The organism is Vibrio sp. 10N.222.49.A3 (assembly GCF_041475145.1).
GTDB classification, from domain to species: Bacteria; Pseudomonadota; Gammaproteobacteria; order Enterobacterales; family Vibrionaceae; genus Vibrio; species Vibrio tasmaniensis_A.
Genome location: NZ_JBFRVM010000023.1, coordinates 71112 through 97129, shown reverse-complemented (window position 1 = coordinate 97129; position 26018 = coordinate 71112). Strand labels below are relative to the sequence as shown.

Here is a 26018-nt window from a genome sequence, read left to right as displayed (position 1 = left end):
TAGAAGCTAGAAGCTAGAATGGAACGCTTAAGAGTTCGCTTTAATGGCGAAGAGACAAAGTGATGAAGTGAACTCTGTTGGTCGAATAGCTGCCAGAAGGCTGAAATAGTCCTGAGTCAGCATTAATTTCACCATGGCCTAAATCTTGGTATTGGTAGCTCAACCCAAGATGTAAGTCATTGGATATCTTCTTCTCAGCGCCGAATCCGATACGCCACTGTTTATCGAGCGGGAGTAACACATCTCTGTTTTGACTGCTTACAGGGCTCGTGTCATCGCTCACTCCGCTGTACAGCAACCAATCCTCGTATGCGTATTCCACACCAACCCCAAGAGAATAGGTGGTTGAGTATTTGTCATCATAATCTTGCCATGTCTCCATGTTGGAGCTGAGTAGAAGGTTTAAGTCTTCATTTAATGAATGCTTCAACCCTAAGTTTAAGCTTCGAACCCATGTTAGTTCAGAGCTAATGCCAAAAGCGTTGGCGTTATCAAGGGAAAGGTCGTGATCAAATTGGCCCTGATAACTGACACCCAATTGTGTGTTGTCACTGATGTGGTGATTGAGACTCAGGCCGAATCCTAGGTCGAGGCTATCTCCTTGGAGTTCTCGACCGTTCAAAGCTTGAGTTTCAAGCGCTGCGTGCTGCAATATCAAAGAACCACCAAGAGACAGTTGTTCACTAACTTGATACGACAATGACGACGTTAAGTTGAGTGCCGAAATGCTATTTTCTTTGAACAATAAAGCAGGGTGCGCGCCAACGCCGTGTGAGTATTCAACGCCAGTGCCGCCAGCTGCGTACAATGCTGCGCCAACGACCCATTGGTCATTGAGCCTTGATGCGTAAGATAAGTGAGGGAGAACATCCGCGCTGCTTCCTGTGGTCGAAGCCGAGTTATCGTCACGGACAAATGTGGTTTCAACATCTAGGTATTGAACGCCGAGAATCCAAGCGCTTTCTTCAATGGCCGATAACCCAGCAGCGTTGGTGATCACGGCGGATGCATCGTTCGCGGTTACGTTTCCTGCGCCGGCTGTGCCAACGCTTTTGGTTGTCGCAATCTGAGATAGGTTTAATCCACCCGCGTGCGCGAGAGAGCTGACTATCCCTGTTACTAACAGAGACAGTGTGATGAAAGGTGTTTTCAAGAATAGAACCTCATTTTCAGTGTATGAGTTATGTTGCTAGCAGTTTGAGTCATGTATTTAGGGATAGAACGAATTGCCACGAGCGAACATTAAGAACGCCGTGGCAATTGACTTGATCTACTTAATTGGCTTAATTAGAGCTAGAGCTTTTCAACTTGTGGCAGTGGATATTCATTGTCGAGAACGGCTTGAGTTGGCTCATACAGGCGCATGTGAAGATAGAAGTCATCTTGAGGTGCGGGTAGCCAGTTACACGTTGGATCGGACGGTTTTACGTATTGAATGCATATTGGCAAGGTGCCGTCTTCTGCGTATTTCAGCTCATCTTTACGATTGGTTGAGATGGAGTAGCGTTGAATGAAGTTCTCAACCATGAACAGGTTTTTAGCGTCGTACATGGTCAACGACCAAAAGGCGTCAGCGGGTGCATCAGCTGGCATGGTCATTCGATATTGATTGTCTCCCGACAGCTGCTCACCATTCGAGTCCGTGTATCGGTTTGGATAGAGTGCTCGCTCTGGCACATTCAAACCAGCCGCACGCATATTGATGCTCGCTCGGCTCAGATAATCATTTCCGTAACGGCCACCCTCGTACATCATCGACCAGCCATTATTGACATCACCGATGCTTCGACCTGCGTATTGAATGATCTGTTGTGAAGACTCAATCGCGCGCATTAGCCCTTTTTTCTGTGCTGAAGTTAGTGATTCAGGGTTAAAGGGGGTCGATCCTCCAATACCAATTTGCTGGAATTGATCAACGATGGCAGCATCTTCTGGAATCGGGTTTTTACGTAGCTCACGGTCAATCAATGAATACCACTCTAACCCTTCAGGCCTCGCCATGGGTGGGATGCGACCTGTCGAAGCTTTAAGTTCTACGATGTCATGCTCTGCGCCGAGTTGAACGAGTGGGTAGCTGAGGAATTTATCGTGAGTAACCAATGCGTCATTGAGGTCTTGCTCGCCAAACACGCCCGTTCGTTGAATTAACCAAACCATAGGAGTGCGAGACTCTACGACACGATCAATCCCCTCTGGCACTTCACCAGCCCATCCTTTGTTAACCAAAAGCACTTTTGAACCTTGGTCGCCGACATTCTTCACATGCAGATCTTCAATCGAATCTGAGTAAGCATCCAATAGCTGAACAATGTAATAACGGTTATCGGTGCGAGGAATATCAATCACCATTGGACCTGATAAATCCAGATCGTAGTGAGCCTGTGAGTAGAGCGTATCGTTGTTGACGGTAGGTACAATTCTATCCTGAGGACCGGATAGAACGCGTGTTTTACCCATCTCATTCAATGGTGCCATGGCGTTGTCCATCGGCGCATCAACAGATGTGGTCGTTTGCCTAACCGCCGCCACGGTTAATGGGCCTGTACCATAGATAAATGCTTGAACACCGAGATTGTAAGCGAGCTCTTCTTCAGGATTAATAGATTGTTGGGCAAGGGATGGCATCGCGATAATACTGGACAAAGAACACACTAAACTGGTCAGTACACTTTTCTTATAGAGGAGCTTTCTCATGGAACACCTTAGATCGTAGGAACAGAATTCGGCATTTATCATATGAGCAAGTGAGATTAAGGAGTGTAATAGCCGATATTAAGGATGTTAATAGTCTCTTTTTGCGCTTCAAGTGCTTGTTTTAATTAATATTGATTTAGGGTGGTGAAGCGACTCTACAACGTGTGCAGGTAGGGTGCTGGAGGCGCTATTGTTTGATTGATTTTCGGTTGATATGTTGGCAAAAAAGTACGGGAATCGATATGAACACATCTACTTATCCTTTTAGCTTATTCATTAAAGCAGAAGGGGCTCAATGTAATTTGGATTGTAGCTACTGCTATTATCTCAATAGACAAGATGTCGATAAGAGGTCTTCAATGTCTTTGGACATGATGGAGCAAATTGTCGGTGCTCATATCGACGCGCAGCCAATGAAAGATCAGCAAGTGGACTTTATCTGGCATGGTGGCGAGCCCATGTTAAGAGGGCTCGATTTCTATGAAGCAGCGATGAAAACACAGGCAAGCAAAGCGACTACCAAGCTGGTCGTTAATACGATGCAGACCAATGGAACCATGATTAACGATCGTTGGGCGAGTTTCTTTGCTAAACACAATTTCATGATGGGCATCAGTATCGACGGGCCCAATATCCTGAATGACATCGCTCGGATCGACAAAAATGGCGAGTCGTCTTTTGAACGCACAATGCGTGGGATGTCTTATCTAAAGAAGCACAATGTTGATTTTAATACGTTAACGGTCGTGAACAATAAAACCTACAAACACGGTAAAACGATCTATCAGTTTTTGGTTGAAAATGGCAGTGGTTACATGCAGTTTCAGCCTTGTATCGATCATGAGTTGGACAGGCGAACAGGGCATGATTGGTCGTTAACGGGCGAGCAATGGGGGCAATTTCTTTGTGATTTGTTTGATGCATGGAGCGCCAATGATGTCGGTAAAGTGTATATCCAGTTTTTTGAAAACTGTTTAATGGTGTTGATGGGTTACCAAAGCCAAATGTGCCATCACAGCGCGACTTGTGGACAGCAATTAATGGTTGAGCATGACGGCAATGTTTACAGTTGTGACCATTATGGGTATCAAGATCATCAACTGGGCACCATGAACAGTGATAAGCTTGCAACCATGGCCAGCTCACCAGAACAAATCGCGTTTGGCACCAACAAATATGAAGAGCTAAACAACACTTGTCGACGTTGTGATTTTGTTGAACTCTGCCAAGGTGGTTGTCCTAAAAACAGAATAGCAACAACCGAAGATGGCAGTCCGATGAATCATTTGTGCCAAGGGTATGAGATGTTTTTTCTTCATGCATTACCCAAATTACTGCCTATGGTAGAAGCGATGAAAAAAGGGTATTCGCCAGCGTACTTTCCACTTTTCTAAATCATTTGGAGTAGGGCATGACCAAAGACCTAAACTTACTGCGGCTCATTTTGGTGCTTAATGAAACTCGTCAAACGGTGAGTGCAGCCAAAGCCTTGAACGTAAGTCAGCCGACGATCAGTGTCATGCTTCGTAAGCTCAGAGAACAATTTGATGATGAGTTGTTTGTTCGAGATAAAGCAAGGCTTGAACCCACTCCAAAATGCTTGAAGCTTATCGAAACCTTGCCTCTGCTATTAGAGCAACTAGATAACCTTTACATACCCAATGATGAGTGGGGCTTGGAAGATTTAAGAGGGGAGATTCAAATCATGCTGCCTTCCCCGCTGTTGATCCCTGTGGGTGTGCCATTAATCAAAAAGCTGACCAGAGAAGCGCCGCAAGTGACGTTTCAATGCTCACCTTGGTTAGATAATGGCGTCCAGTCTCTAGAGACCAACCGAATGTGTTGGGGAGTGAGCTATCTTCCTATGGACGTCAATAAAACCCTGACTGAACGCCCAGTTGGCTTTGATAAGTTCATGTTGGTGCTAAGAGCAGACCACCCAATTCAAGGCAACTCCCTTGAGGACATTCTGAAATACCCACTCTGTATCAATATGATCCCTGGTTACATTCAGCCGACCAAGACGGAAATGTTGATCAAAAAATACGACTTAGATAAACACATCGGGCTCAGAAGCAACAATATGAATTTGATGCTAGAAGTCGTTAAGGACAGCGACTTCATCTATGTAACATCGTCGAAATGCCGCTATTTGCTTGATCACTCTTATCGTTGTATCGATTTACCGCCGGAACTATTGAAAGATACCTATCGTCGAGAATTGGCACTGTTTACTCATCAAGCAAACCGCAATAATCCGTTCACGGATTGGCTTCAAAAAGAAATCACGTCGATTATTCAATCCTAGCATCACGCTACTATTCCCTTTAAATAACTCCCCTTTCTAACGGCCACTATTAAGAATCGTAATAGTGGCTATCAAGCCATTTTTGGCGTCTTTCTTATACCATTTACCTCAACAATGGTTCGCTGAGACATGCACAATTTTCGTTGTGACTTCAGCGATTTACTCATAGTGAATGAGGGTTATAAATGTATAAGTCTTTTGTTAAATCCGCTCTGGCGCTTTCGGTACTGGCGAGCGTCAATGTACACGCAGCGAGCCAACCCAACGTGGTTGCCATCATGCTCGATGATGTGAGCCCAACGGATCTGTCTGCTTACCACCGTGGTTTAGGCGCGGTGGATACGCCGAACATTGATCGAATTGCCGAACGCGGCATGATGGTCAGCGATTACTACGCACAAGGCAGTTCTACTGCGGGGCGATCTGCCTTTATCACGGGTCAATATCCATTCAGAACAGGCTTAACGTCTGTCGGTCAGCCGGGCTCTTCACTTGGCCTTCAAAAAGAAGATCCAACCCTAGCCGAAATGTTGAAAGACAAAGGCTATGCGACCGTGCATGTCGGTAAAAGTCACCTAGGCGATAACAATAGTCACCTGCCAACGGTGCACGGCTTTGATGAATTCTTCGGTTTCCTTTACCACCTTAATGTTATGGAGATGCCTGAACAGCCTGAATTCCCAACAGATCCTAACTTCAGAGGTCGCCCTCGTAATGTTCTTCACACTGTCGCTACCGAGAGTGTGGATATGCAAGAAGACCCAAGATTTGGTGTGGTTGGAAAGCAAACGATTGAAGATAAAGGTCCTTTAGGCGCTAAACGCATGCAAACCGTTGATGGTGAATTTTTGGAGTTTGCTACGAATTGGCTTGATAGACATGAAGCAGAGAAAGACGAACAGCCTTACTTCATGTGGTACAACCCGACTCGTATGCACCAAAAAACGCACGTGCGCCCGGAGTACCAAGGCGCGAGTCAAATCAACACCTACTACGATGGCTTGATTGAACTTGATGACCAGATCGGTGTGCTGCTCGATAAGCTTGAAGACTTGGGCGAAATCGACAACACCATCATTCTCTTCACATCTGATAACGGCGTAAACCTAGATCACTGGCCTGATTCCGGCTCTGCATCATTCAGAGGACAAAAAGGCACGACATGGGATGGCGGTTTCCGTGTGCCTATGCTGATCAGCTGGCCAGATAAAATCCCTCAAGGTGAATACACCGATGGCTTCATGACTTCTGAAGACTGGGTGCCAACCATTATGGCTGCAGTGGGTGAAGGCGACATTAAGCAAGAGCTGCTAGATGGAAAAGAGTTAAACGGCGAGCGTTACCAAGTCCACTTGGATGGTTATAACCAGCTGGATATGTTGACCAAAGGCGAGCCGAGTCAACGTCATGAGTTCTTCTTCTACAACGAGCAAGATTTGAATGCGTTCCGAGTGGATGATTGGAAAGTGCACCTAAAAACCAAAACGGAGTGGATTGCGCCTCCTGAAGAGTGGCCACTAGGGATGCTCATCAACATCAAGGCTGATCCTTACGAGCGTAGCCCTGATACTCGTGGTTGGTTCTTATGGATGAAAGAGAAGTCTTGGGTATTACCAAAGCTGCAAAAATCAGCGGCGGAATATCAGAAGTCACTCAAAGCGTTTCCACCAAGACAGAAAGCCGGTGGTATTGGTATGGCAGACAAATCAGTGGTTGCTGACTAACGCCAAATACAAGGTGTGCTGTAACAAGCGCACCTTACTATCGGACAATAATATGAAGAAACCGTTACGTCTGCTCACGGGCACCTTTTCCAGTTTTACACTCTCTATCTTTGCGCTTATCCCCTTTGCATTTTGTGTTTCCGCTCAAGAAGAACCTGCCAGTGACATGGCTGATCCAATGGCTGTTTATACGGGAGGTGAAATTATTGCGGGCAATAAAGGGCTTGGCGCTACCTTCCAGTTTGGCGTGAATCGTGGCGATTGGGGTGTGTTGGGTAAGTTGGAAGGAAAAAACAACTTTGAAAACTATCGAGCACGATTCTTCACACCCAATAAGAAAACGGGCACCGGCTTATTTGTTGATGCTGGACACGACTTCTCCAACGACGATCTAACATCGAACTACGCCTCTATTGGTGTGATGCAAGCATTCAAGTTAAGCGACAAATTTAAACTCTATAGCGCCATAACGTATGGACAAATGTGGGAGGAGAATAATAAGTTTGAGGACACGCAAATCATCAGCAGTATCAACTATCTAAAGTACGATTTTGCTGACCAATTTTATCTTCTACTCGCCCCCCAATACACCTACGGATTGGATGGTGAGAACACTCGAGATTTCTCTGCTGAAATGCAGCTGGGCTACAAGGTCGATAGTGACAACATCATCATTTTTAGTGGTGATACTGACAACAACACTTGGATCACCTTCCGTACTCGTTTTTAGTTAGGACATTAAATGATGAAAAAAAACATACTTGCGGCAGCACTGACTTGTGCTTTCATGGTTGCACTTCCGTCTCCGGTACTCGCGAGTCAATCCGTGGACGCGACGAGCGTAGCTGTGGCAACAAAAACAGCAATGGAGATAAAGACGGAAACTCTACCCGTTGAGATGGCGAGTTTAGCGTCGCTCAAAAAGGATAATCAGCTATTGGCACAACTTGCCTACGAATACGCGTACTCGACAGATGAAGCCTACAAATACTTTTACAAAACCGTCGTTGAGCAAGACTACCCTTTGAATCGATTCCAAAATATTCGAATACTTGCTGACGACACTTACACTGCGCACCCGACGATTAACAATGACACGTTACATTTGATGGGTTGGATGGACCTAGCAGCAGAGCCTGTCATCGTTACGATTCCAGACCATGATGACAATCGATACTGGTTGTTCCATACCATGAATATGCAGCACTTTACTGACTCGGCTTTTGGCTCTCCACAGCGAGGCACAAAAGGCGGCAGTTTCATGTATGCAGTTGAAGGGTGGAAAGGTGAAGTGCCTGCGAGTGTCGATCAAGTCATCTATGTCGAGCACCCGCTGGTCAAAATGATGGGTCGAATCATGGACCTTGGCGGTGACGATTCTGCAACTGCTCAAAAGTTAATGGATCAATGGAATGTTAGGACGTTGTCGGAATACTTAGGTCAGAAAGGGCCAGTTCCTATTGAGCGCGAGTATCCAGATCCTGAAGACTCTAATTGGGTCGAGCGAACCAATTTCATTCTGTCTGAAGGAACCATGAAGGCACATGACCAAAAGCTGCTTGAACTGTTTGAGTACATTGGCTTAGGAGATGTTGAATTAGGCAAAGCCAGTCATCCATTTACGGCAGAGCAGCTTAGTATGATCGAGTCTGGTCAAAAAGACGGACTGGAACGAATCATCAATGCGGGCTTTGATGATTCACGAGACGTGTTAGGCACTCGCGATGAAATGACCAAGGTTCCAAGCTTTCAGCACGCCTACGGCACCTTAATGGGCCAGTGGGGGCTGCCTGCAAAACACACTATGTACAGCGGTGACTTCTTCGATAGTGAAGGTGGTGCGCTCGACGGTAGTAAGTATGATTACACGGTGACCTTCGATGCGCCACCGCTAGAAGAGGGTGGTTTTTGGTCATACACGGCCTACAGTGGTGAAACTCGATTGATGGAGAAAAACGACTTAAACCGTCATTCCCGTGGAGACAGAACGCTAACGCCTAATGCTGATGGCAGTTACACCATTTACATGAGTAGCGATGTAAAAGGGCATGAAGATGATCCTAACTTCTTACCTATCCCCGATCACCAATGGTATTCAGTGTTACGCATGTACACGCCCGGTGAAGAGGTAAGAACAGATAAATGGAAATCGACACCGTTTACTAAGGTCAAAAAAACCACGATAAAGTGATGCCTTAAATCACCTGATTAAGGTTTTGTTTATTATCGATTAATGCCAGCTGCTATGCCGCTGGCATTTTTTATTGAGCGAAACTTGCTTCGAAATAGGCGTTAAATGCTCAGAACTGTAGAATAAAATAGGGCATACTGGACTGAATATATAAACCAAAGAAAGTAACCACGCGCATGAATCCGATCTGCCTCAACGACCCTTTTTCTCTTCCTAATGGCCAAGTGATCAAAAATCGCCTGTTCAAATCGGCAATGAGTGAACAGCTAGGTGATAAACATCATAACCCTAAGCAAGGTTTAGTCACGCTTTACCAGCGTTGGGCTCAAGGAGGAATTGGCCTATCCATGACGGGCAACGTGATGGTCAATAGAGGTGCGCTTGGTGAACCTAAAAACGTTGTGTTGGATGAGCAAAGTGACTTAAGCGTATTTCGTGAGTGGGCGAAGGCTGGAACACAAAATGGTTCGCAGATATGGATGCAATTGAACCACCCAGGAAAGCAAATTCCTAAATTCTTATGTGATAGCCCCGTTGCTCCTTCAGCTATATCTTTAGAGCGCGGGTTAGAGAAAGGCTTCAATACGCCACGAGCTCTGAGTGAGACGGAAATAATCGCAATCATTGATAAATTCGCGCTGAGTGCAAAGCTTTCAAAACAAGCAGGCTTTACTGGCGTGCAGATTCACGGTGCTCATGGTTATCTCGTGAGTCAGTTTTTGTCTTCGAGACACAATCAACGCCAAGACAAATGGGGTGGCTCACTCGAAAACAGACTTCGTTTTGTGCTTGAGGTTTATCGCGCGATTCGAAAAGAGGTCGGTGAAGATTTCCCTGTCGGAATTAAGCTCAACAGCGCCGACTTCATGAAAGGTGGCTTCACTGAAGAAGAGTCGATGCAGGTTGTGCAAACACTGAGTGATAACGGTATCGACCTGATTGAGATCTCTGGCGGCACCTATGAAAGTCCATCAATGATGGGTTCAAAGAGCAAAGCTGAATCAATCAAGTCCAGCACAGTAAAACGTGAAGCGTATTTTATGGATTACATGGTTAAGGCGAGAAAACTCGTGAGTACACCGCTGGTGGTCACGGGTGGTTTTCGAACCGCGCAAGCAATGAATGAAGCATTAAACACCTCGGCGACCGATTTTATTGGTATTGCGCGAACAATGGCGGTTGATCCTGATTTCCCTAACAAGTTAATTGAAAACCCTAGCCACGGCATGCCGTTAACCGTGCCAACCACAGGTAAACCGGCATTAGACAAGGTGGCGATGGTCGGGCTAGTTTGGTATGAACATCAAATGTGGCGCATCGCCTCTGGCAAGAATGCCGACCCTAAACTAAGCGCATTAGGTGTGGTGTTAAAAACAATTTTCAGCGCCGGCTGGCACGCTTTCAAGAAGCGCAGAGCGTAAGCAGTCATGGATTGTTAAATCAGAACTTTAAGGAATTGAAGTTCTGCTTTTTTCTATGATGATTTATTGTTTAGTTTGTCTAGAGAGTAAGAAAGAGTTAAAGATCGTTAAGCGAATCAATCGTCAAATGAGCCATAATGAGAGAGATATTCGCTAAGTTAGCTTTTATCGCCAGACGGCTAAATATCTCCCTGACCAAACTTTAATGACAGGTAACTATGAAACAATTGGATCTCAATTTAATCCGCGTTTTTCTGGTTTTGCTAGAAACCCAAAATACTCGCATTGCTGGCAATAAATTGGCGCTGAGTCAGCCCGCAGTGAGTAAAGCACTAGGGCGATTGAGAGAATACTTTGATGACGAATTGTTTACTCGTGTCCATTCAGGTTTGAAGCCAACTCCACGTGCGTTAGAGCTTGGTGAACGGCTGCCAATGATCATGGAAAGCTTGGACGACGTGATTCTTGAAACTCCAAGTTTTGACCCTGCCGAGTATCAAGGCAACATCACGATTGCGATTAACGGTTTTATCTCGAACTGGCTTGGGGCGCGTTTATGCCTTGGTCTCATTCAAGAAGCGCCCAATGCTCAAGTCAATATCGTTAATTGGGGCTCCCAAACGCTGAAAAAATTGTTGGATGGCGAGATACAAGCAGCTATCAACTTTTCTCCAATCGACACGAATAAGCAGTTTACCCATCAGATTATCGGTGAGGATGACTTTGTCGGGTTGGTTAAAACCGGCCATCCATTAGCTGGCAAAGTGATTTCACAGCAAGAGATAGATGAAGCGGAATACGCGAGTTTGGTGATACCGGGGTGGAATGATATTCAGCCTTATATCGCCAAGCATTTGTCGACAGAGCAGCTTAAAGTGAAAGCAAGAAGCTCGTATTTGCACACGCTATTAGAGGTCATTAAACAAAGTGACATGATTCTACCGTGTTCCAAGCAGCTTGCTCTTTATCTTCATGAAGAGTTCGATTATCTCTCTTTTCCTGATTATGCACCGGAAGAGCTCAAAAAGATCGTGTTGGTGGAATCTCATAACAAGAGAATGCACCCGATGAATCAATGGCTTAAGCGCAAAATTATCACTACCTCCCAAGCCATCATAAAAGAAAAGCAATAAGCCTCTCAAATGAGAGGCTAGGTTATTGTTAGCAGTTATTGTTAGCAGCTGTTATTGCCAGTTAATTAACACTAATCACTCGCAACTCAGTCGTTATTCCCCGCTATTGAGCAGTGACCTGTGGGAAGTTGTGCATCTCACCTGATGCTACCGCTTCATCACTAGGACGGTATGCACGAACCGCAAAGTTCCAGCCATCATCGTTTACTTCAATTACGTTATTTGCAGCGTCACAGGTTTGCCCTTTTGGCGCAAAGTGGATCGTGTAAGAACCGTCTTTATTGGGTGTTGATGTCGTTGAATCAGCACTGTTGTTGTTCGTCATCAACCAGCCTTGGCTTGAATAGGCCGTAATTGACCAATAACCGCCTTCGTCATAACGTAATGAGGGTGCTTCAAATGTGATGTTTGCACATTCTGTTTTACCTGTGCCCGCTCGTGATGTATACACAGCATGCTCTGCCGGCATACCAGCCCAACCTACCGCAGTACCAATCATAAACTGCTTGTTATCTGATGTTGCTGTGATGTTTGGTGTGAAGGCTTCTTCTGTCTTGATGTCATTAACTAGCTTCTCCCATTTTGCTCGGACGTTATCTCGTGAAGCATCATCCCAATCTGAAGCAGGTTCAAAAGGCTTAGCTGATTTCGCATTAATGACCGCCGCATCTTGCAGTCGATGCGCTTCATCTGCGCCAGCACTTGTTGCAGTTCGCATCAGTATGTAGATGTAGTCTGAACCTGCGATTTCTGAGTCGATGTAAATTTCTTCGCCACCATAAATGGCCATGTGGTTATCATGATTGTTATTGAAGATATGCATGATCTGGTACGCATCGCCTTTCGCCAGTTTGAATGTTGCGCCTTCTGAGACATCGACAACCGCGGTTGAATAGAGCAGGTCGGTGTTAGAGCGGATAATCATTTGGTTCTCTACCGTTACGTTTTCGCGATTATGCTCAAAAACATTAACCGGTTGATGCTCTAACTGTTGAGTGAAGTAAAGGTCGCTTTCTGCACGAGCGAAGTTTTCGTCGGTTACTTCAACTGCTGCCATTGTTTGCATTGATGTGATGGTAATCAGTGTTGCTAAAATGGTCTTTTTCATATCGTTTACCTTGAGGTCGTCATTAGGAGATGACACTAATGTATCGGTTTGGTGGTGATTCTAAAAATGAATTGATGTTATTTATGTAATAACCAAAAGGAATCGGAAGGCTGGTTTTTGTGAAGCTTAGAGAGAGTTGTGACTGTTTTTTGTTCGTTTGGTGAAAGTTTTTTGCACAGAGACTGGTCGTTAGTTAATGAAGCGATGCTTTGTTCATTAACTAAGGCTTTATCGGCAGGTAAGGCTTTAGTTAATGACTGAGGTATCCGCGCTTTTAAGCACTATGCTTTAGTCATGACTAAAAGAGGATTAATTATGAAATGGCTTATCTTATCTGTAACGCTATTGTTTGTGGCGGGATGCCAATCAACAGGCTCTGAAACATCTTCACATGATCAAATGAATAAAGTAGATACAAGCGGGTGCAGTAGCTAATCTCTTTGTAGAAACATTTTTCAGCTGCTTCGATAACGATTGTTAACTCTACTTGTATATAGATCTACCTTATAAAGCCTTGTGTTCTTACAAGGCTTTCTTCTATGTAAAGCATCTTATTTTTTTAGGTGGATGTTGTAAATTTGTGAATCTGAACTGTCTATATTCTAGGCTGTGTACTGGATCTCATTTGTTATTTGAGTCCCTTGCTAAGGTAAATAATGAATGTGTACTACCAATCACTTTACTCAACTTAAGAGGTTTCTATGCTAGGTGAAAATCACTCTCTTGTTCACGAATTTCCTGAAATGAAAGACAAAATTGCTGAGCTTGCTAAAACTGACGATGGCTTTGCAGAAGATATGAAGACATACGACAACCTTGATAAAGAGATTCGTAAACTAGAGCTGAAAGATTCACCCATTGATGACGGCTCGATGCACCAATTGAAACATGATCGTTCTGAGCTTAAAGATTCACTGCATGCTCGTTTAACTGGCTAGTGAGTTGGTAATTTTGCTGACTAGCTAAATGGCAAATTACAGACTTAGACAAAAACTCCTTCGGGAGTTTTTTTTCGTTTTGGCTCAATCACTTCTTCACAATTCAACTGAGTTAATACGTTGTATTGTTATGTTAATGACGCATAATGAGGGTTACTGGTACACGATTTTTAAGATTTTATTGGTAATCTCATGAATATTGAACACCTCAAATTGTTTGTTCGTTTAGCTTCCACACATAACATCAGCATGGCTGGGCAAGAGCTTGGTTTGTCTCCTGCTGTTGCAAGCTCGCACATTAGTAAACTGGAAGACAATTTAGGCGTTCGCTTGGTGCATAGAACCACTCGTAAGGTCTCTTTAACCGAAGAGGGGGAAGCGTTCTTGCCTCATGCTGAAGAGGTGTTATCGAGCGTCGATGCTGCCAAATCGGCGGTTGGTGTGGGCTGTGACTCTCCAACCGGAACGCTGAGAGTTACCGCATCTGCGTCTTTTGGACGTTTGCATCTTGTTCCTGCTTTACCTGGATTCTTAGAGCGCTACCCTGGGTTAAAAGTCGATCTCAGGCTATCAGACTCGATGGTGGATGTTGTTGAGGGTGGCTTTGATATCGCGATTCGTATCTCGGAGCTGAAAGACTCGACACTGATTGCCCGAAAATTGGCGACAGACAAACGTATTGTGTGTGCATCGCCTGATTACTTAATCAAATATGGTAAGCCAGCTACACCTCGAGATCTTAATGATCATCAGTGTATTAGCTTAATTGGTTTAGAAAACTGGACCTTCAATACTGAAAGCGGGCCTAAGACGATTAAGGCATCTGGGTCGTTCAGGGCTGATAACGGAGAAGCACTGCGTGACGCAGCGTCAGGTGGTATGGGTATCACGGTGACGTCGAATTGGTGTGCCTATGAACAACTGAAAAGCGGTCAGCTGGTTCAAATATTAGAAGATTACCCATTAACCTCAGAGCCTGCGATTTGGGCGGTGTACCCAAGTACAAGGTTACTGGCACCAAAGGTGAGAGCCTTCATTGACTACTTCTCTGAATATTATGGTAATCCGCCGTATTGGGAGCAAACGTAGAGACAAACGTTGTACGAAAGCCCTGTGTTTCTAAGTTAATTTATTAGAAACACAGGGCTTTTTTATTGAGATTTGCAAATCAACTCATCATGAGTCGTCGCAATTAAGAAAGCGTTGCTTTGATAATCTCTTCAATTTTAGCGACAACTGGCTGTGATTTATCACCGTATATCGCATCTGGGTGCGGGTTCGCAAACGTGTTGTTGTCGTTATCAAAGTATTGACCGCCTGCTTGTGCAAACTCATCAGACAATGATGCGCGAACCAGAATATCAGAACCGATGCTTAGGTCGCCGCCTGCAATGCCGTAAGCGTCTTTCACCATCTTACTGCCTAGTAACGAAGCTGGGTTGACCGCAACCACCATTGGCCCTGTAGAGCCTAACTCTTTTGCCATCTCGCGAGTCCACATGGTGATCGCAAGCTTGCTTTGTGCGTAAGCGTCACCATCAGAAAGCGGTTTTTTACCTTCTAGCGCTTCGATGTTCACTGCTGCTTGCGCCGCTGAAGATAGGTTCACTACTCGGCTAGATGCATCGAGCACAGGTAGCAGACGTTTAGTCAGGTGGTATGGTGAAATAGTATTCACAACAAAACGAACATCTAAACCGTCTTTAGTAATTGGGTTCGGAGTGTTGAACACACCTGCGTTGTTAATCAGTACATTAATCTTATCGTGCTCAGCAATTACTTTGTCAGCCAACGCATCCACATCAGCCAGAACAGACAAGTCTGCCACGTAACTTTGAATTTTCGCTTCATCAGAGATAGCCACGAGCTGCTGCTCTACGTCTTTGAGCTTGCTTGGGTTACGTCCATGCAATAAAACGTGGTGGCCTTGTTGAACAAGTATTTTTGCCGTTTCGAAGCCGATACCATCGGTAGAGCCTGTGAGCAGAATAACTTTTTGCATGGAATAGATTCCTTATTAAAGCGCTGACATGGTGAGCGTTTTTAAATGTGTTGTTTCGTTGAGGTAAAGAATAGCAACCTTTTATGAAGTTGATAATCAACCGGATTAATAAAACACTATTTAGTTTTTGTTGAAAATGGGGGAGTGAACAAAGCCTCAGTCCGTGCGAAGGAGACGATCAATCGAGAGATTTATCTGATCGAGTTCTTAGGCCGGAATAGCAGGCAATAAAAAAGCTTAGCGCGGGGGACGCTAAGCTTCGTTGTTAAGTATGTTCTTGAACCATGTTTAAGCTGGTGGGGTTAGCCTACTTGAGAAAAGCTTACAACCTTGCTTTGTAGCTTCTCTTTCAGGTAATCCGTCACCGCTTGCTGCTCGGATTCGCTCATATACAGGCCAAGTTTGGTTCTGCGCCACAAGATGTCTTCGTCTGTCATCGCCATCTCTTCATTGATCAAGTAATCGATCTCAACTTGATAAACGCCATGGGCCTCGCTTGAGAATTGAATGCCAAGGTCAGCTTCGCTATTTGCGCCTTCCAATAGTTTCCATGTGTAAGTACCAAATTGAGTCACGTAGCGAAGCAATAGCGCTTCAGATGCCCAAGGGTATTTAGTGTGGATCATCTTCGCAAGCTGCTCTCTGCTGCAACTAAAGTTACCACCTGGAAGCGTGTCGTTCGCTGTCCATGGTGCGCCCATGTTGGTTAGGTGTGGCTCAAGCTTCTTAAGTGCCGCTTCGCCGAGTTTACGATAAGTAGTTAACTTGCCACCGAAGATCGAAAGCAGTGGTGCTTGATCGAGCTCTGCGTCCAATTCCAATGTGTAGTCACGAGTGATCGCTTGTGGTGAATCCGATTCGTCGTCACAAAGCGGTCTTACGCCACTGTATGTCCAAACCACGTCTTCACGACCGAGCTGTTTAACAAAGTGTTGGTTAACGATATCAATCAAGTAATCCACTTCGACATCATCAATTGCGACGTTACGTGGGTCGCCTTTGTATTCAAGGTCGGTAGTGCCGATGATCGAGAACTTATCTAGGTAAGGGATCATGAACACAATACGATTGTCTTTGTTTTGCAGGATGTACGCTTGTGGTTCGTCGTGAATACGTGGCACAACAATGTGAGAGCCTTTGATCAGACGAATATTACGAGGCGAAGCTTGCTCTAATCCATCATCAAAGAACTGCTTAACCCAAGGGCCAGCTGCGTTGACCAGTGCTTTCGCTTTACGTTCAAAACGCTGGTTTGTCATCACATCAAGGATCGTCACATGCCAGATGCCGCCTTCACGGTGCGCTTTTTCAACTCGGCAGTAGTTACGAACTTCTGCGTTGTTCTCTTTTGCTGCTAATACGTTGAGCAACACCATACGCGCATCATCAACCCAGCAATCTGAGTATTCGAAGCCTGTCTTCATTTCTGGTTTCAGTAGGCCTGATTTCGCTAAGTTGACGGTCTTACTTCCAGGAAGAGTGGTGCGCTTACCCAAGTTATCGTAAAGGAATAGGCCACAGCGAATCATCCAAGCCGGGCGTAAAAATGGTCGATGTGGTAAACGGAAACGCATTGGTTGAGCAACATGAGGTGCTTTTCTTAACAAGACTTCACGTTCCGCGAGTGCTTCCGAAACCAAACGAAATTCGTAATGTTCAAGGTAGCGTAGGCCTCCGTGGATAAGCTTTGAGCTAGCAGAAGACGTCGCAGACGCGAAATCATTTGCTTCGTATAAGCCAACGTTTAGACCACGACCTGATGCATCTGCCGCGATGCCTGCACCATTGATGCCGCCGCCAATCACGATCAAGTCTAAAGTGGAAGGTGTACTGTTGTTTGAATTATTTTGTTGAGCACTCATGGTTTTGACCTCTTTCTGAGCGAACGAGCATTTTAGAACATAATTGAATCCTATATTAACTTTCGTTTGCGGTCATTTATTATTTTCGTTTATGCGCGTTTTATGTGATTTGGGCATAAAAAAACCTCTGCTTATGAAAGCAGAGGTTCAAATAAGTCTAATTCGAGCATAGAAGCGACAGTGGTAGTGAGCAAGTTTTACTTTTTTAACTTTTCTATAAAGAATCGTGATTCATTTAAGAAAGTGGCTCACTGAGCACTTATGTTGAGTTATTCGCTCACAGGACGAGCGGTATCGATCACTTCTAATGGTATTGCTGAATCTTTAAGGATGTTGAGAATCTCTTCCGGTGGCTGCTTGTTGGTAAAGACCATGTGCGCTTGAGAGATATTGCCGAGCTTAACCATCGCGTTACGGCCAAACTTAGTATGGTCGACGGCTAAGAAGATGCTGCGACTGTTTTCGATGATGGCTTGTTTTACACGAACTTCGTGGTAATCAAAATCGAGCAGTGAGCCATCAAAGTCGATGCCGCTGATGCCCAAAATACCGAAATCAAGGCGGAACTGCTTCACGAAATCGAGTGTCGCTTCGCCAACTATACCGCCATCACGGTTTCTCACTTCTCCACCCGCCAGGATAACCTTGATCTCTGGGTTAGGCAGAAGGATGCTGGCAACATTGATGTTGTTGGTGACGACTCTTAGTTGTTTGTGGTTTTTGTTGAGTGCGCGTGCCACCGATTCTGGCGTGGTACCGATATCAACGAATAGGGTTGCACCATCTGGGATGTGTTTAACCAGTTCATCGGCGATCACGTCTTTTTCGTTGAAGTTAAGCGCTTTACGCGTGTTATACGAGGTGTTTTCCGAGCTTAAAGGAATGGTTGCACCACCATGATAGCGACGAATTTTGTTGCTATCGGCGAGTTCATTGAGGTCTCGTCTGATGGTTTGTGGGCTGACATCGAACTTTTCAACGAGCTCTTCGGTACTCACATATCCTTGTGTTTTTACCAGATCTACAATCTGCTGGTGTCTTGGTATCTGCTTCACTTAACTTACCACTCCCTGCGCGCAAAGGGCTCTAGCGCGTCAAAATCGAAAATATAAACTCACGCTATTGTGCTCGAATTGATGAAAAGAGAGAAGTAATGATGGTAAGGAATCATGTCTAAACCGCAAAAACGCTGCGCAAAACGCGGAATTTGAGCCTGAAACGCAAAAAAGAGCACAAAATAGTGCTCTTTTTAGTTTCGTTTGCTGAGGTTCGAACAATCTAGTCGATTAGATTACTCGAGTTTCTAGGTCAGCGGCTAATGATTAACGATTAGCTGAATAATCAGTATTACTCTTCGTCGTCATCGTGCAGTTCAGACCAAACCTGTGCACACTTGATCGCACGCTTCCAACCTTTGTAACGGCGGTTACGCTTCTCTTCGTCGTGGTGTGGCATGAAGGTGCGGTTAAGAACGGCTTTGTCTTGAAGCTCGTCAATGCTGTCCCAGAAACCAACCGCTAGGCCAGCAAGGTAAGCGGCACCAAGAGCCGTTACTTCTGTTACTTCCGGGCGGTGAACTTCAGTATCCAGCACGTCTGATTGGAATTGCATTAGGAAGTTGTTCGCTACTGCGCCGCCATCAACACGTAGTTTCGCTAGCTTGATGCCTGAATCCGCTTGCATCGCGTCTAGTACGTCACGCGTTTGGTAAGCAATGCCTTCCAGCGTTGCACGGATGATGTGGTTAGAGTTAACACCACGAGTTAGGCCGACAATCGTACCGCGAGCGTAAGCATCCCAGTATGGTGCGCCTAAACCAGTAAACGCAGGGACTACGTAAACGCCGTTTGAAGAATCTACTTTGGTTGCGAAGTACTCAGAGTCTTCTGCGCCAGCCAGTAGCTTCATTTCATCACGTAGCCATTGGATTGATGCGCCACCCATGAATACTGCACCTTCAAGTGCGTACGCAGGCTCACCTTTAGGGCCACATGCTAGCGTTGTGAGTAGACCATTCTTCGATGTTACTTTCTCTTGGCCTGTGTTCATTAGAAGGAAACAACCCGTGCCGTAAGTATTCTTAGCTTGGCCTGCTTCTACACACATTTGACCGTAAAGTGCAGCTTGTTGGTCACCCGCAATACCCGCGATTGGGATACGCGTACCGCCTTTACCACCAAGGTTCGTTTGACCGTATACCTCTGAAGAGCGTTTTACTTCTGGCATCATGACTGCTGGAATGCCCATTTCATTAAGTAGCTTCTGATCCCAGCATAGGTCATTGATGTTGAACAACATAGTACGTGACGCGTTGGTATAATCCGTAACGTGAACACGTCCTTGAGTCATCTTCCAAACTAACCACGTATCAACTGTACCGAACAGTAGTTTGCCAGCTTCTGCGTCTTCGCGAGCGCCTTCAACGTTGTCTAGAATCCATTTTACTTTGGTACCTGAGAAATACGGGTCAAGGACTAAGCCTGTATTGTCACGTACGTAGTCTTCTAGGCCACGTGCTTTAAGGTCTTCACAGATGTCTGCTGTACGGCGACACTGCCATACGATGGCGTTATAAACCGGCTTACCCGTTTCTTTGTTCCAAACAATGGTGGTTTCACGTTGGTTCGTGATACCAATGCCCGCTAGCTCGTCGCTGCGAATGCCTGCTTTAGCAAGTGCTTCAACCAATGTAGAGCTTTGAGTTGCCCAGATTTCCATTGGGTCATGCTCAACCCAACCGGCTTTAGGATAAATCTGAGTAAATTCGCGTTGAGAAGAGCTTACGATGTTTGCATCGTGGTCGAGGATTACAGCGCGAGAGCTTGTGGTGCCTTGGTCTAGGGCAACAATGTATTTTTGCTCGGTCATGGTAAGAATCCTTTTTCTTTTGTTATTTATATTTTAGTAAATGTAGGGGCGCTTAGTGATTAAGCTTGAGCTTGTTCAGCTTCTTCTTCTGTTTCACATTGGTTTGGAATTGTGCAGCCTTGGCCTTCTATTGGTAGGTAAGCACCGATAACGCGTGGGTACAACCAACCACCAAAACACGCACCCGCAATTGGAGCAAGAATTGGCACGATGAAGTAAGGAATATCACGAGCACCGCTTAGTGCGAAATCCCAACCTGCAAAGTAAGCAAAAAGTTTTGGCCCGAAGTCACGAGCAGGGTTCATTGCAAAGCCAGTCAGTGGACCTAAAGAACCACCAATTACTGCGATAAGAATACCGATCAGTAGAGGGTTCATTGCACCGCGAGATGCGCCATTGTTCTCATCACCTAACGCTAAAATGGCAAACATCAACACTGCAGTAATCACGAATTCCACAGCAAAAGCGCCGAAGAAAGAGAGTGAAGCATGTGGGTAAGTCGAGAAGATACCAGCAGTTGATAGTGCGTCTTGGCTGCTACGAACAAAGTTATGTGCGATTTCGTAGTCAGTAAATAGGTTGCTGTACAGGCTGTAAACCAATGCTGCAGAGCAGAAAGCACCAAGCAGTTGCGAAATGATGTAAGGCACCACTTTCGCTTTATCAAAGCCATGGAACATGGCCAGTGCAATCGTTACGGCTGGGTTGATGTGTGCGCCTGAAACGCCGGCAGTACAGTAAATTGCAATCGCAACACCGAAGCCCCAGATGATGCTGATTTCCCATTGTCCGAATGTCGCACCAGTTAATACCAGAGCGGCCACACAGCCAACGCCAAAGAATATGAGTAATCCTGTACCGATAAATTCAGCCAAGCATTGCCCAAATAAAGAAGGGTGTTTGTTTGTTGTCATGTTCGAGTCCTTTTTAGTTTTGCTTATCTAGCACGTGTATTGTGCATATATTTGCGAACTCGAAAATAAACGAACATCAAAAGTGAGCGTTTGAGCATAAAATTGTTAATTAAAGTCACTTGAAATGTTAATCCGAACACTTTTGTTCGAAAAAGATGCTCGCATGAACGTCATTGCTCGAATTGATAGGTTGCGAAGCCGCTCAAACTACCTATATGTAAATGAATGCGCAACTGGTACGAGGAGTTTATGTTTGGATTTGTGATGCTACTTCGTGAGTGGCGGATTATTAGACTTAATTAGGGAGGGCTGTGTGATGTTTTTGCTATGTAACAAGGGAGTTAACAAATGAGCTTATATGCATAAATGAATAAACTGCCAACTATGTTGTAGTTTGGCAGTTTTCATTTGGGTGTATGTTCTTGTTATACGAGACGAACTTACCGCTCTAAACCAGAGCTGCAACTTTTCCTTTCGAAACCAATTGAGCTCGGATTGAGTCATACGCCCAGTTGAACGCTATCGCGTAAAGTACAAAGAAAATAACTAGGCCGATGTCCATGATCAGTACGGTTAGGAAGTCGAGTTGTAGAACCCATATCAAGACAGGTAGAGTCACTGTCATTAAGCCAAGCTCAAAACCTAATCCGTGCAGGACACGTGTTTTCGTGGTTCTTTTGCTTCGGTCTGTTCCGTAAACTTTGTCGTATCCATAGTTGTAAACGTAGTTCCACGCCATCGCTATCAATGATATTGCGAGCGCTAAGCCTGCCATTTCACCTGCGCCATTTCCTGTAACATAGGTTGCAAGCCCTGCCATCAAAACCAAAGCAACCAATTCAAATAGCCGCCGATGGGCTAGTGACTTGGCTAGATAATATCTACTTAAGTGATAATATAAAGATAGTTAGTATCACATATAGTGATAATAAGTTTTTGGGAGAAACCAAATGTACAACATTGAACAACTGAAAATGTTTGTGTATGCCGTTGAATTAGGGTCATTTTCTGCCAGTGCTCGTCATTTGGGTAAGGTGCAGTCGGCGGTGAGCCAAGGCATCAGTAATCTTGAAATAGATTTTAATGTTGAGCTTTTTGATCGTTCGACTCGAAAGCCTTCACTGACCAAAGCGGGCGAGCAGCTGTTTAAACAGGTCAAAGCAATCGTGCTTCAGGTTGAAGATCTGAATGTGACGGTTAACGCGATGGGCAGCGGTGAAGAGGGGCTCATCAAAATTGCATTAGATGATTCATTACTGGTTCCGAATCTATCTAAGATCCTTAGTCAGTTCAGTTATCAATTCCCGGCGACTGAAGTTGAACTGGTTGCGTGTACCACAACAGAGGTCAATCCGTTAATTATCGAAGAGAGAGCCGACATTGGATTGATGTTTACCAACTTGGCTTTTGATGTCGGCTCTGAGCCATGCTTTATCGGTCACTTACCGTTTATTGCTGTGTGTCATCCAAGTCATGCGCTCGCAAAAACAGGTGTGGCGAAACTCACTGACTTACTCCCGCATCGTCAGTTAATGTTGAGGGGAGACAAAGGCAAGGTGATGGATCAGTTTCCGCTGATTGCCGGAAAGGTATGGTGGTCAAACAGCTTTATTGTGATCAAAGAGATGGTACTTGGCAGCGATATTGGCTGGGCATACTTACCCAAGCACCTTGTCGAAGAGGAGCTGAATAAGCAGCGTTTAGTGGAGATTAGTGTCTCATTCGATCACAAAACATGGTCGCCGCCCGTTGATCTTGTTCTGTCTAAAACACGCTCTAAAGGCCCTGCGTTACTTTGGCTTGAACAAGCATTGAAAGGCTTATTAGACGAAACTGAATAAAGAAAAGGCTCACCGTTTAACGTGTGAGCCTTTCTGTTCAAAGTGATACTGCTTTTTGTTAGTTCTAGTTCTAGGTGTAGACGTAGATGCTATACGCTAGGTTTAACCGTCTGACCGTTGTAGTACTTGTCTTTCATCTTAAGCGCCACGTTCACTAGATAAATCAACACAGGTACTTCAATCAGTGGACCGATAACACCGGCAAACGCTTGGTCTGAGTTGATACCGAATACTGAGATAGCAACAGCAATCGCTAGCTCGAAGTTGTTACCTGTCGCTGTGAATGCAATTGATGCGTTCTTGTCGTATTCAATACCCATCTTCTTACCAATGAAGAAGCTGATGAAGAACATTGCTGTGAAGTAGATAGTCAGTGGAACAGCAATCAACAATACGTCCATTGGCAGTTCAACAATCATCTCGCCTTTTAGGCTGAACATTAGAACGATAGTTGCCAGTAGTGCAATCAGTGTGATTGGAGAGATACGTGGAATAAACACATCGTTGTACCACTGCTCGCCTTTCATCGACACAAGGATCTTACGGCTTAGGAAGCCCGCTAAGAATGGGATACCTAGGTAAATAAGTACACTGTGTGCAATGTCGATCATCGAGATATCAACCAACATGCCTTCGTAACCAAATACTGGCGGAAGAACGCTGATGAACAACCACGCCATAAAGCTGTAGCTCACCACTTGGAACGCACTGTTTAGAGCAACTAATGCCGCACCGTATTCTTTGTTACCGCCGCCGATGTCGTTCCAAACCAGAACCATCGCCACACAGCGAGCAAGACCAATCAGAATGACGCCGACCATGTAACCTGGGTGGTCGCCTAAGAATGTTAGCGCCAACACAAACATCAGAATTGGGCCGACAAACCAGTTCATGATCAAAGATAGTTTTATCGCTTTCTTATCTTTTACCACGGTGCCTAGCAGGTTGTAGTTAACCTTAGCCAGAGGTGGGTACATCATTAAGATAAGGCCAATTGCCAGTGGAATGTTGGTTGTGCCAACAGACATTGATTCGTTCCACTGTTCGATTTGTGGGAACAAGGTGCCAAGCAGTACACCAATGCCCATGGCGATGAAGATCCACAGCGTTAAGTAGCGATCGAGAAAACCTAATTTTGGTTTCATTATATTGTCTCTTTGGTTGTTATCGTTAATCGTCGAAAGGCGATATTTAAAGGCAAAAAAATACGCTTAGTTTATTGTGTTCGACAAACTAAGCGTGGTTAATCTATTTTAAAATGGTGTCGATAAGCGATTCAAATTGCTGAATATTATCTCGGTTAATGCGATAGCACATCTTCGGTGGTATCGATTCAGCAGTGATGAAGCCTGAGGTTTTCAAGATTCTTAGGTGCTCTGATACTGTTGATTGAGCCAAACCTAATTCACTCACCAAGTCACTGTTCAAACAGCCGCCCGATTTTTCTAACGTTGAAAGGATACTCAATATACGAACTCTTGCCGGGTGAGCGAGCGCTTTCGCTAGAGTTGCCATTTGCTTTTCAGCTTCGGCATCACCATGTCCGATTGGCAGAGCACAGCCACCAGTTGTAGAGCAAGTTTCGTTCATATTGATGTTTCGCTTTCCACAATCGTTAAATGACGATTAATAGTAAGCCCATTTTATATAAGGGTCAATGTGATCTTTCAATTTGCTTCTAAATTGGATGTCAAAATCCATATTTATCATTGAAATTCAATAGACTAAGACTTGGATGAACCAAACCAGTATAACGGCCACTTTTGTTGTGAATAGCTGTTATTCAATAGCGTACTGATACCAACCAAAGCGATGCTGCCTACTAATACGGGAGTAAATAAGAACGTCCAATCCACATGCGCAGTACCTGCTAAAGCTATCACAATAGGATTAGCGCCAGCAGGTGGGTGAACCGCTTGAAAGTATTGCATTAGCATGATGGATGAGCCGACAGCGATTGCCATGGTCAAGTAGTCATCCCCAAAGCCATATAGCGCGATTAGACCAACAGCAGCCGAAATAAAGTGGCCCGCAATGACGTTTCTAGGTTGAGCTAACGGCGATGTAGGCACAGCAAATAGAAGCACACAAGTGGCGCCAAATGGAGCCATTAGCCACGCAACCCCAGAACTTTCTGCTAATAAGCACAAGATTAAGATACCCAGCGTACCGCCAATAAAACCTTTAATTAGTTGGCTTATGCTTGCTTTCGGAGGAAGAGCTCCACCACCAGATAGTTTACCGATCATAATCATTTCCTCTTGTCATCTCTTTTTATTGCAAGTGTACAGATCTGTACTGTTTGATTTGAATGATACAGATCTGTACACTTCTTGCAACGAGAAACTGAGCTCAGCTATTTCAGAGCGATTTTAAGGTTGATTAACGATGAGTAAAAAAGATCTGATTTTGGATGTAGCGGAGTCGCTATTTAATCAGTATGGCTATACCGCTGTTGGGGTGGATATGATCCGAGACGAGGCGGCGGTTTCTAAGACATCCATGTATCGTCACTTTGGATCGAAAACCAAGCTGATTGAAGCCGTGTTAGAAAGGCGTCATCAGCGTTTCGAGTCGAGTTTAGAAGCGGCGCTATCATCAACTTCTGGGATACAAAATCAACTCGATGCGCTGTTAGATTGGCATCTTGCGTGGTTTGAACAACCTGATTTCAAAGGTTGTATGTTCATGCACGCACTAGCCGAATTTAAAGAGTCAGAAGATGACATTGCGATGCTCTCGCGACAGCACAAGGCTTGGCTCAAGAGTACTATTTACAAAGTAGTCAGTGGTGGCGAAGAGGTAGACGTTGCAACATTAGAATTACGCAGTGAATCAGTCATGACCTTCATTGAAGGACTTATCGTGAGAAGTGAGTTTGGTGAGTTAGACGCGAGTGTGCATTCAAATAAAGAAGCTTGTCGAAAAACACTGTATGCATTGGCAGCTTTAGACTTAACTTAGAATTAACTGATGAGGGTAGGTTGTGCCTACCCTCGCTGCACCGTTTCAGC

Annotated in this window: 22 protein-coding genes and 1 pseudogene; 11 read left to right on the top strand and 12 right to left on the bottom strand. The window is 44.9% G+C overall.

The features are described from left to right. Positions 1-40: 40 nt before the first annotated feature. Both AB4589_RS04370 and AB4589_RS04365 read right to left on the bottom strand, forming a co-directional pair. Positions 41-1153 carry an OmpP1/FadL family transporter gene (locus AB4589_RS04370; protein ID WP_372099504.1) on the bottom strand — a complete coding sequence of 371 codons (1113 nt, stop codon included), beginning with the start codon at positions 1151-1153 and terminating at the stop codon, positions 41-43. A 140-nt stretch (positions 1154-1293) separates the two neighbouring features. Next, positions 1294-2694, bottom strand: coding sequence for a DUF1254 domain-containing protein (locus tag AB4589_RS04365; protein ID WP_371707143.1), 1401 nt, complete (start codon positions 2692-2694; stop codon positions 1294-1296). A gap of 242 nt (positions 2695-2936) precedes the next feature. On the opposite strand from AB4589_RS04365, the gene AB4589_RS04360 reads away from it, so the two are divergent. From AB4589_RS04360 to AB4589_RS04330, 7 genes are all read left to right on the top strand, one after another. Further along, positions 2937-4088, top strand: a complete 1152-nt coding sequence (locus AB4589_RS04360; protein WP_372099501.1) for an anaerobic sulfatase maturase — start codon at positions 2937-2939, stop codon at positions 4086-4088. A 17-nt stretch (positions 4089-4105) separates the two neighbouring features. Beyond that, entirely contained in the window at positions 4106-5002 is an 897-nt protein-coding gene (locus AB4589_RS04355) for a LysR family transcriptional regulator (RefSeq protein ID WP_372099499.1), read from the top strand. Positions 5003-5187: 185 nt separating this feature from the next. After that, positions 5188-6726, top strand: coding sequence for a sulfatase-like hydrolase/transferase (locus AB4589_RS04350; RefSeq protein ID WP_372099498.1), 1539 nt, complete (start codon positions 5188-5190; stop codon positions 6724-6726). A 52-nt stretch (positions 6727-6778) separates the two neighbouring features. Then, positions 6779-7456, top strand: coding sequence for a hypothetical protein (locus AB4589_RS04345; protein WP_081229268.1), 678 nt, complete (start codon positions 6779-6781; stop codon positions 7454-7456). A 12-nt stretch (positions 7457-7468) separates the two neighbouring features. Continuing rightward, complete coding sequence (locus tag AB4589_RS04340; RefSeq protein ID WP_372099496.1) at positions 7469-8917, top strand: DUF1254 domain-containing protein; 1449 nt, start codon at positions 7469-7471, stop codon at positions 8915-8917. Positions 8918-9093: 176 nt separating this feature from the next. Then, entirely contained in the window at positions 9094-10338 is a 1245-nt protein-coding gene (locus AB4589_RS04335; protein ID WP_372099494.1) for an NADH:flavin oxidoreductase/NADH oxidase family protein, read from the top strand. Positions 10339-10556: 218 nt separating this feature from the next. Then, positions 10557-11471: a LysR family transcriptional regulator gene (locus AB4589_RS04330; RefSeq protein ID WP_017082586.1), complete on the top strand. Its 915-nt coding sequence runs from the start codon at positions 10557-10559 to the stop codon at positions 11469-11471. A 103-nt stretch (positions 11472-11574) separates the two neighbouring features. Here AB4589_RS04330 and AB4589_RS04325 read toward each other — a convergent pair whose 3' ends face one another. After that, positions 11575-12615, bottom strand: a complete 1041-nt coding sequence (locus tag AB4589_RS04325) for a DUF1214 domain-containing protein (RefSeq protein WP_017096307.1) — start codon at positions 12613-12615, stop codon at positions 11575-11577. 665 nt (positions 12616-13280) lie between these two features. Here AB4589_RS04325 and AB4589_RS04320 point away from each other — a divergent pair. Together AB4589_RS04320 and AB4589_RS04315 are read left to right on the top strand one after the other, a co-directional pair. Further along, entirely contained in the window at positions 13281-13517 is a 237-nt protein-coding gene (locus AB4589_RS04320) for a YdcH family protein (RefSeq protein ID WP_065606862.1), read from the top strand. 192 nt (positions 13518-13709) lie between these two features. Next, positions 13710-14606 (top strand): LysR family transcriptional regulator, encoded by an 897-nt coding sequence (locus tag AB4589_RS04315; RefSeq protein ID WP_102536787.1) that lies wholly within the window; start codon positions 13710-13712, stop codon positions 14604-14606. Positions 14607-14709: 103 nt separating this feature from the next. Here AB4589_RS04315 and AB4589_RS04310 read toward each other — a convergent pair whose 3' ends face one another. The 6 genes and pseudogenes from AB4589_RS04310 to AB4589_RS04285 all read right to left on the bottom strand — a co-directional run. Continuing rightward, the gene (locus AB4589_RS04310; RefSeq protein WP_372099492.1) at positions 14710-15519 is read right to left on the bottom strand and encodes an SDR family NAD(P)-dependent oxidoreductase; all 810 of its coding nucleotides are present in this window, start codon (positions 15517-15519) and stop codon (positions 14710-14712) included. Between the two features lie 302 nt (positions 15520-15821). After that, positions 15822-17381 (bottom strand): glycerol-3-phosphate dehydrogenase, encoded by a 1560-nt coding sequence (gene glpD / locus AB4589_RS04305; protein ID WP_371709871.1) that lies wholly within the window; start codon positions 17379-17381, stop codon positions 15822-15824. A 269-nt stretch (positions 17382-17650) separates the two neighbouring features. Beyond that, complete coding sequence (locus tag AB4589_RS04300; protein ID WP_004732237.1) at positions 17651-18436, bottom strand: DeoR/GlpR family transcriptional regulator; 786 nt, start codon at positions 18434-18436, stop codon at positions 17651-17653. A gap of 292 nt (positions 18437-18728) precedes the next feature. After that, positions 18729-20249: a glycerol kinase GlpK gene (glpK, locus tag AB4589_RS04295; RefSeq protein ID WP_371709872.1), complete on the bottom strand. Its 1521-nt coding sequence runs from the start codon at positions 20247-20249 to the stop codon at positions 18729-18731. Positions 20250-20308: 59 nt separating this feature from the next. Next, on the bottom strand, positions 20309-21163 hold the full coding sequence (locus AB4589_RS04290) for an MIP/aquaporin family protein (RefSeq protein ID WP_102431546.1): 855 nt from the start codon (positions 21161-21163) through the stop codon (positions 20309-20311). A gap of 448 nt (positions 21164-21611) precedes the next feature. Next, positions 21612-22025: pseudogene (locus AB4589_RS04285) on the bottom strand (PACE efflux transporter); the annotation flags it as partial. An 88-nt stretch (positions 22026-22113) separates the two neighbouring features. Between AB4589_RS04285 and AB4589_RS04280 the strand changes: the two are divergent. Then, complete coding sequence (locus AB4589_RS04280; protein ID WP_372099488.1) at positions 22114-23004, top strand: LysR family transcriptional regulator; 891 nt, start codon at positions 22114-22116, stop codon at positions 23002-23004. Between the two features lie 89 nt (positions 23005-23093). On the opposite strand, the gene arsB is transcribed toward AB4589_RS04280, so the two are convergent. The 3 genes from arsB to AB4589_RS04265 form a co-directional block, all read right to left on the bottom strand. Beyond that, positions 23094-24149, bottom strand: a complete 1056-nt coding sequence (arsB, locus tag AB4589_RS04275) for an ACR3 family arsenite efflux transporter (protein ID WP_017081764.1) — start codon at positions 24147-24149, stop codon at positions 23094-23096. Positions 24150-24252: 103 nt separating this feature from the next. Continuing rightward, on the bottom strand, positions 24253-24594 hold the full coding sequence (locus AB4589_RS04270) for a helix-turn-helix transcriptional regulator (RefSeq protein WP_017060936.1): 342 nt from the start codon (positions 24592-24594) through the stop codon (positions 24253-24255). A 134-nt stretch (positions 24595-24728) separates the two neighbouring features. After that, positions 24729-25253, bottom strand: a complete 525-nt coding sequence (locus AB4589_RS04265) for an HPP family protein (RefSeq protein ID WP_372099485.1) — start codon at positions 25251-25253, stop codon at positions 24729-24731. Positions 25254-25392: 139 nt separating this feature from the next. On the opposite strand from AB4589_RS04265, the gene AB4589_RS04260 reads away from it, so the two are divergent. Continuing rightward, positions 25393-25968 (top strand): TetR/AcrR family transcriptional regulator, encoded by a 576-nt coding sequence (locus tag AB4589_RS04260; RefSeq protein ID WP_017094826.1) that lies wholly within the window; start codon positions 25393-25395, stop codon positions 25966-25968. The last annotated feature ends 50 nt before the right edge of the window (positions 25969-26018 follow it).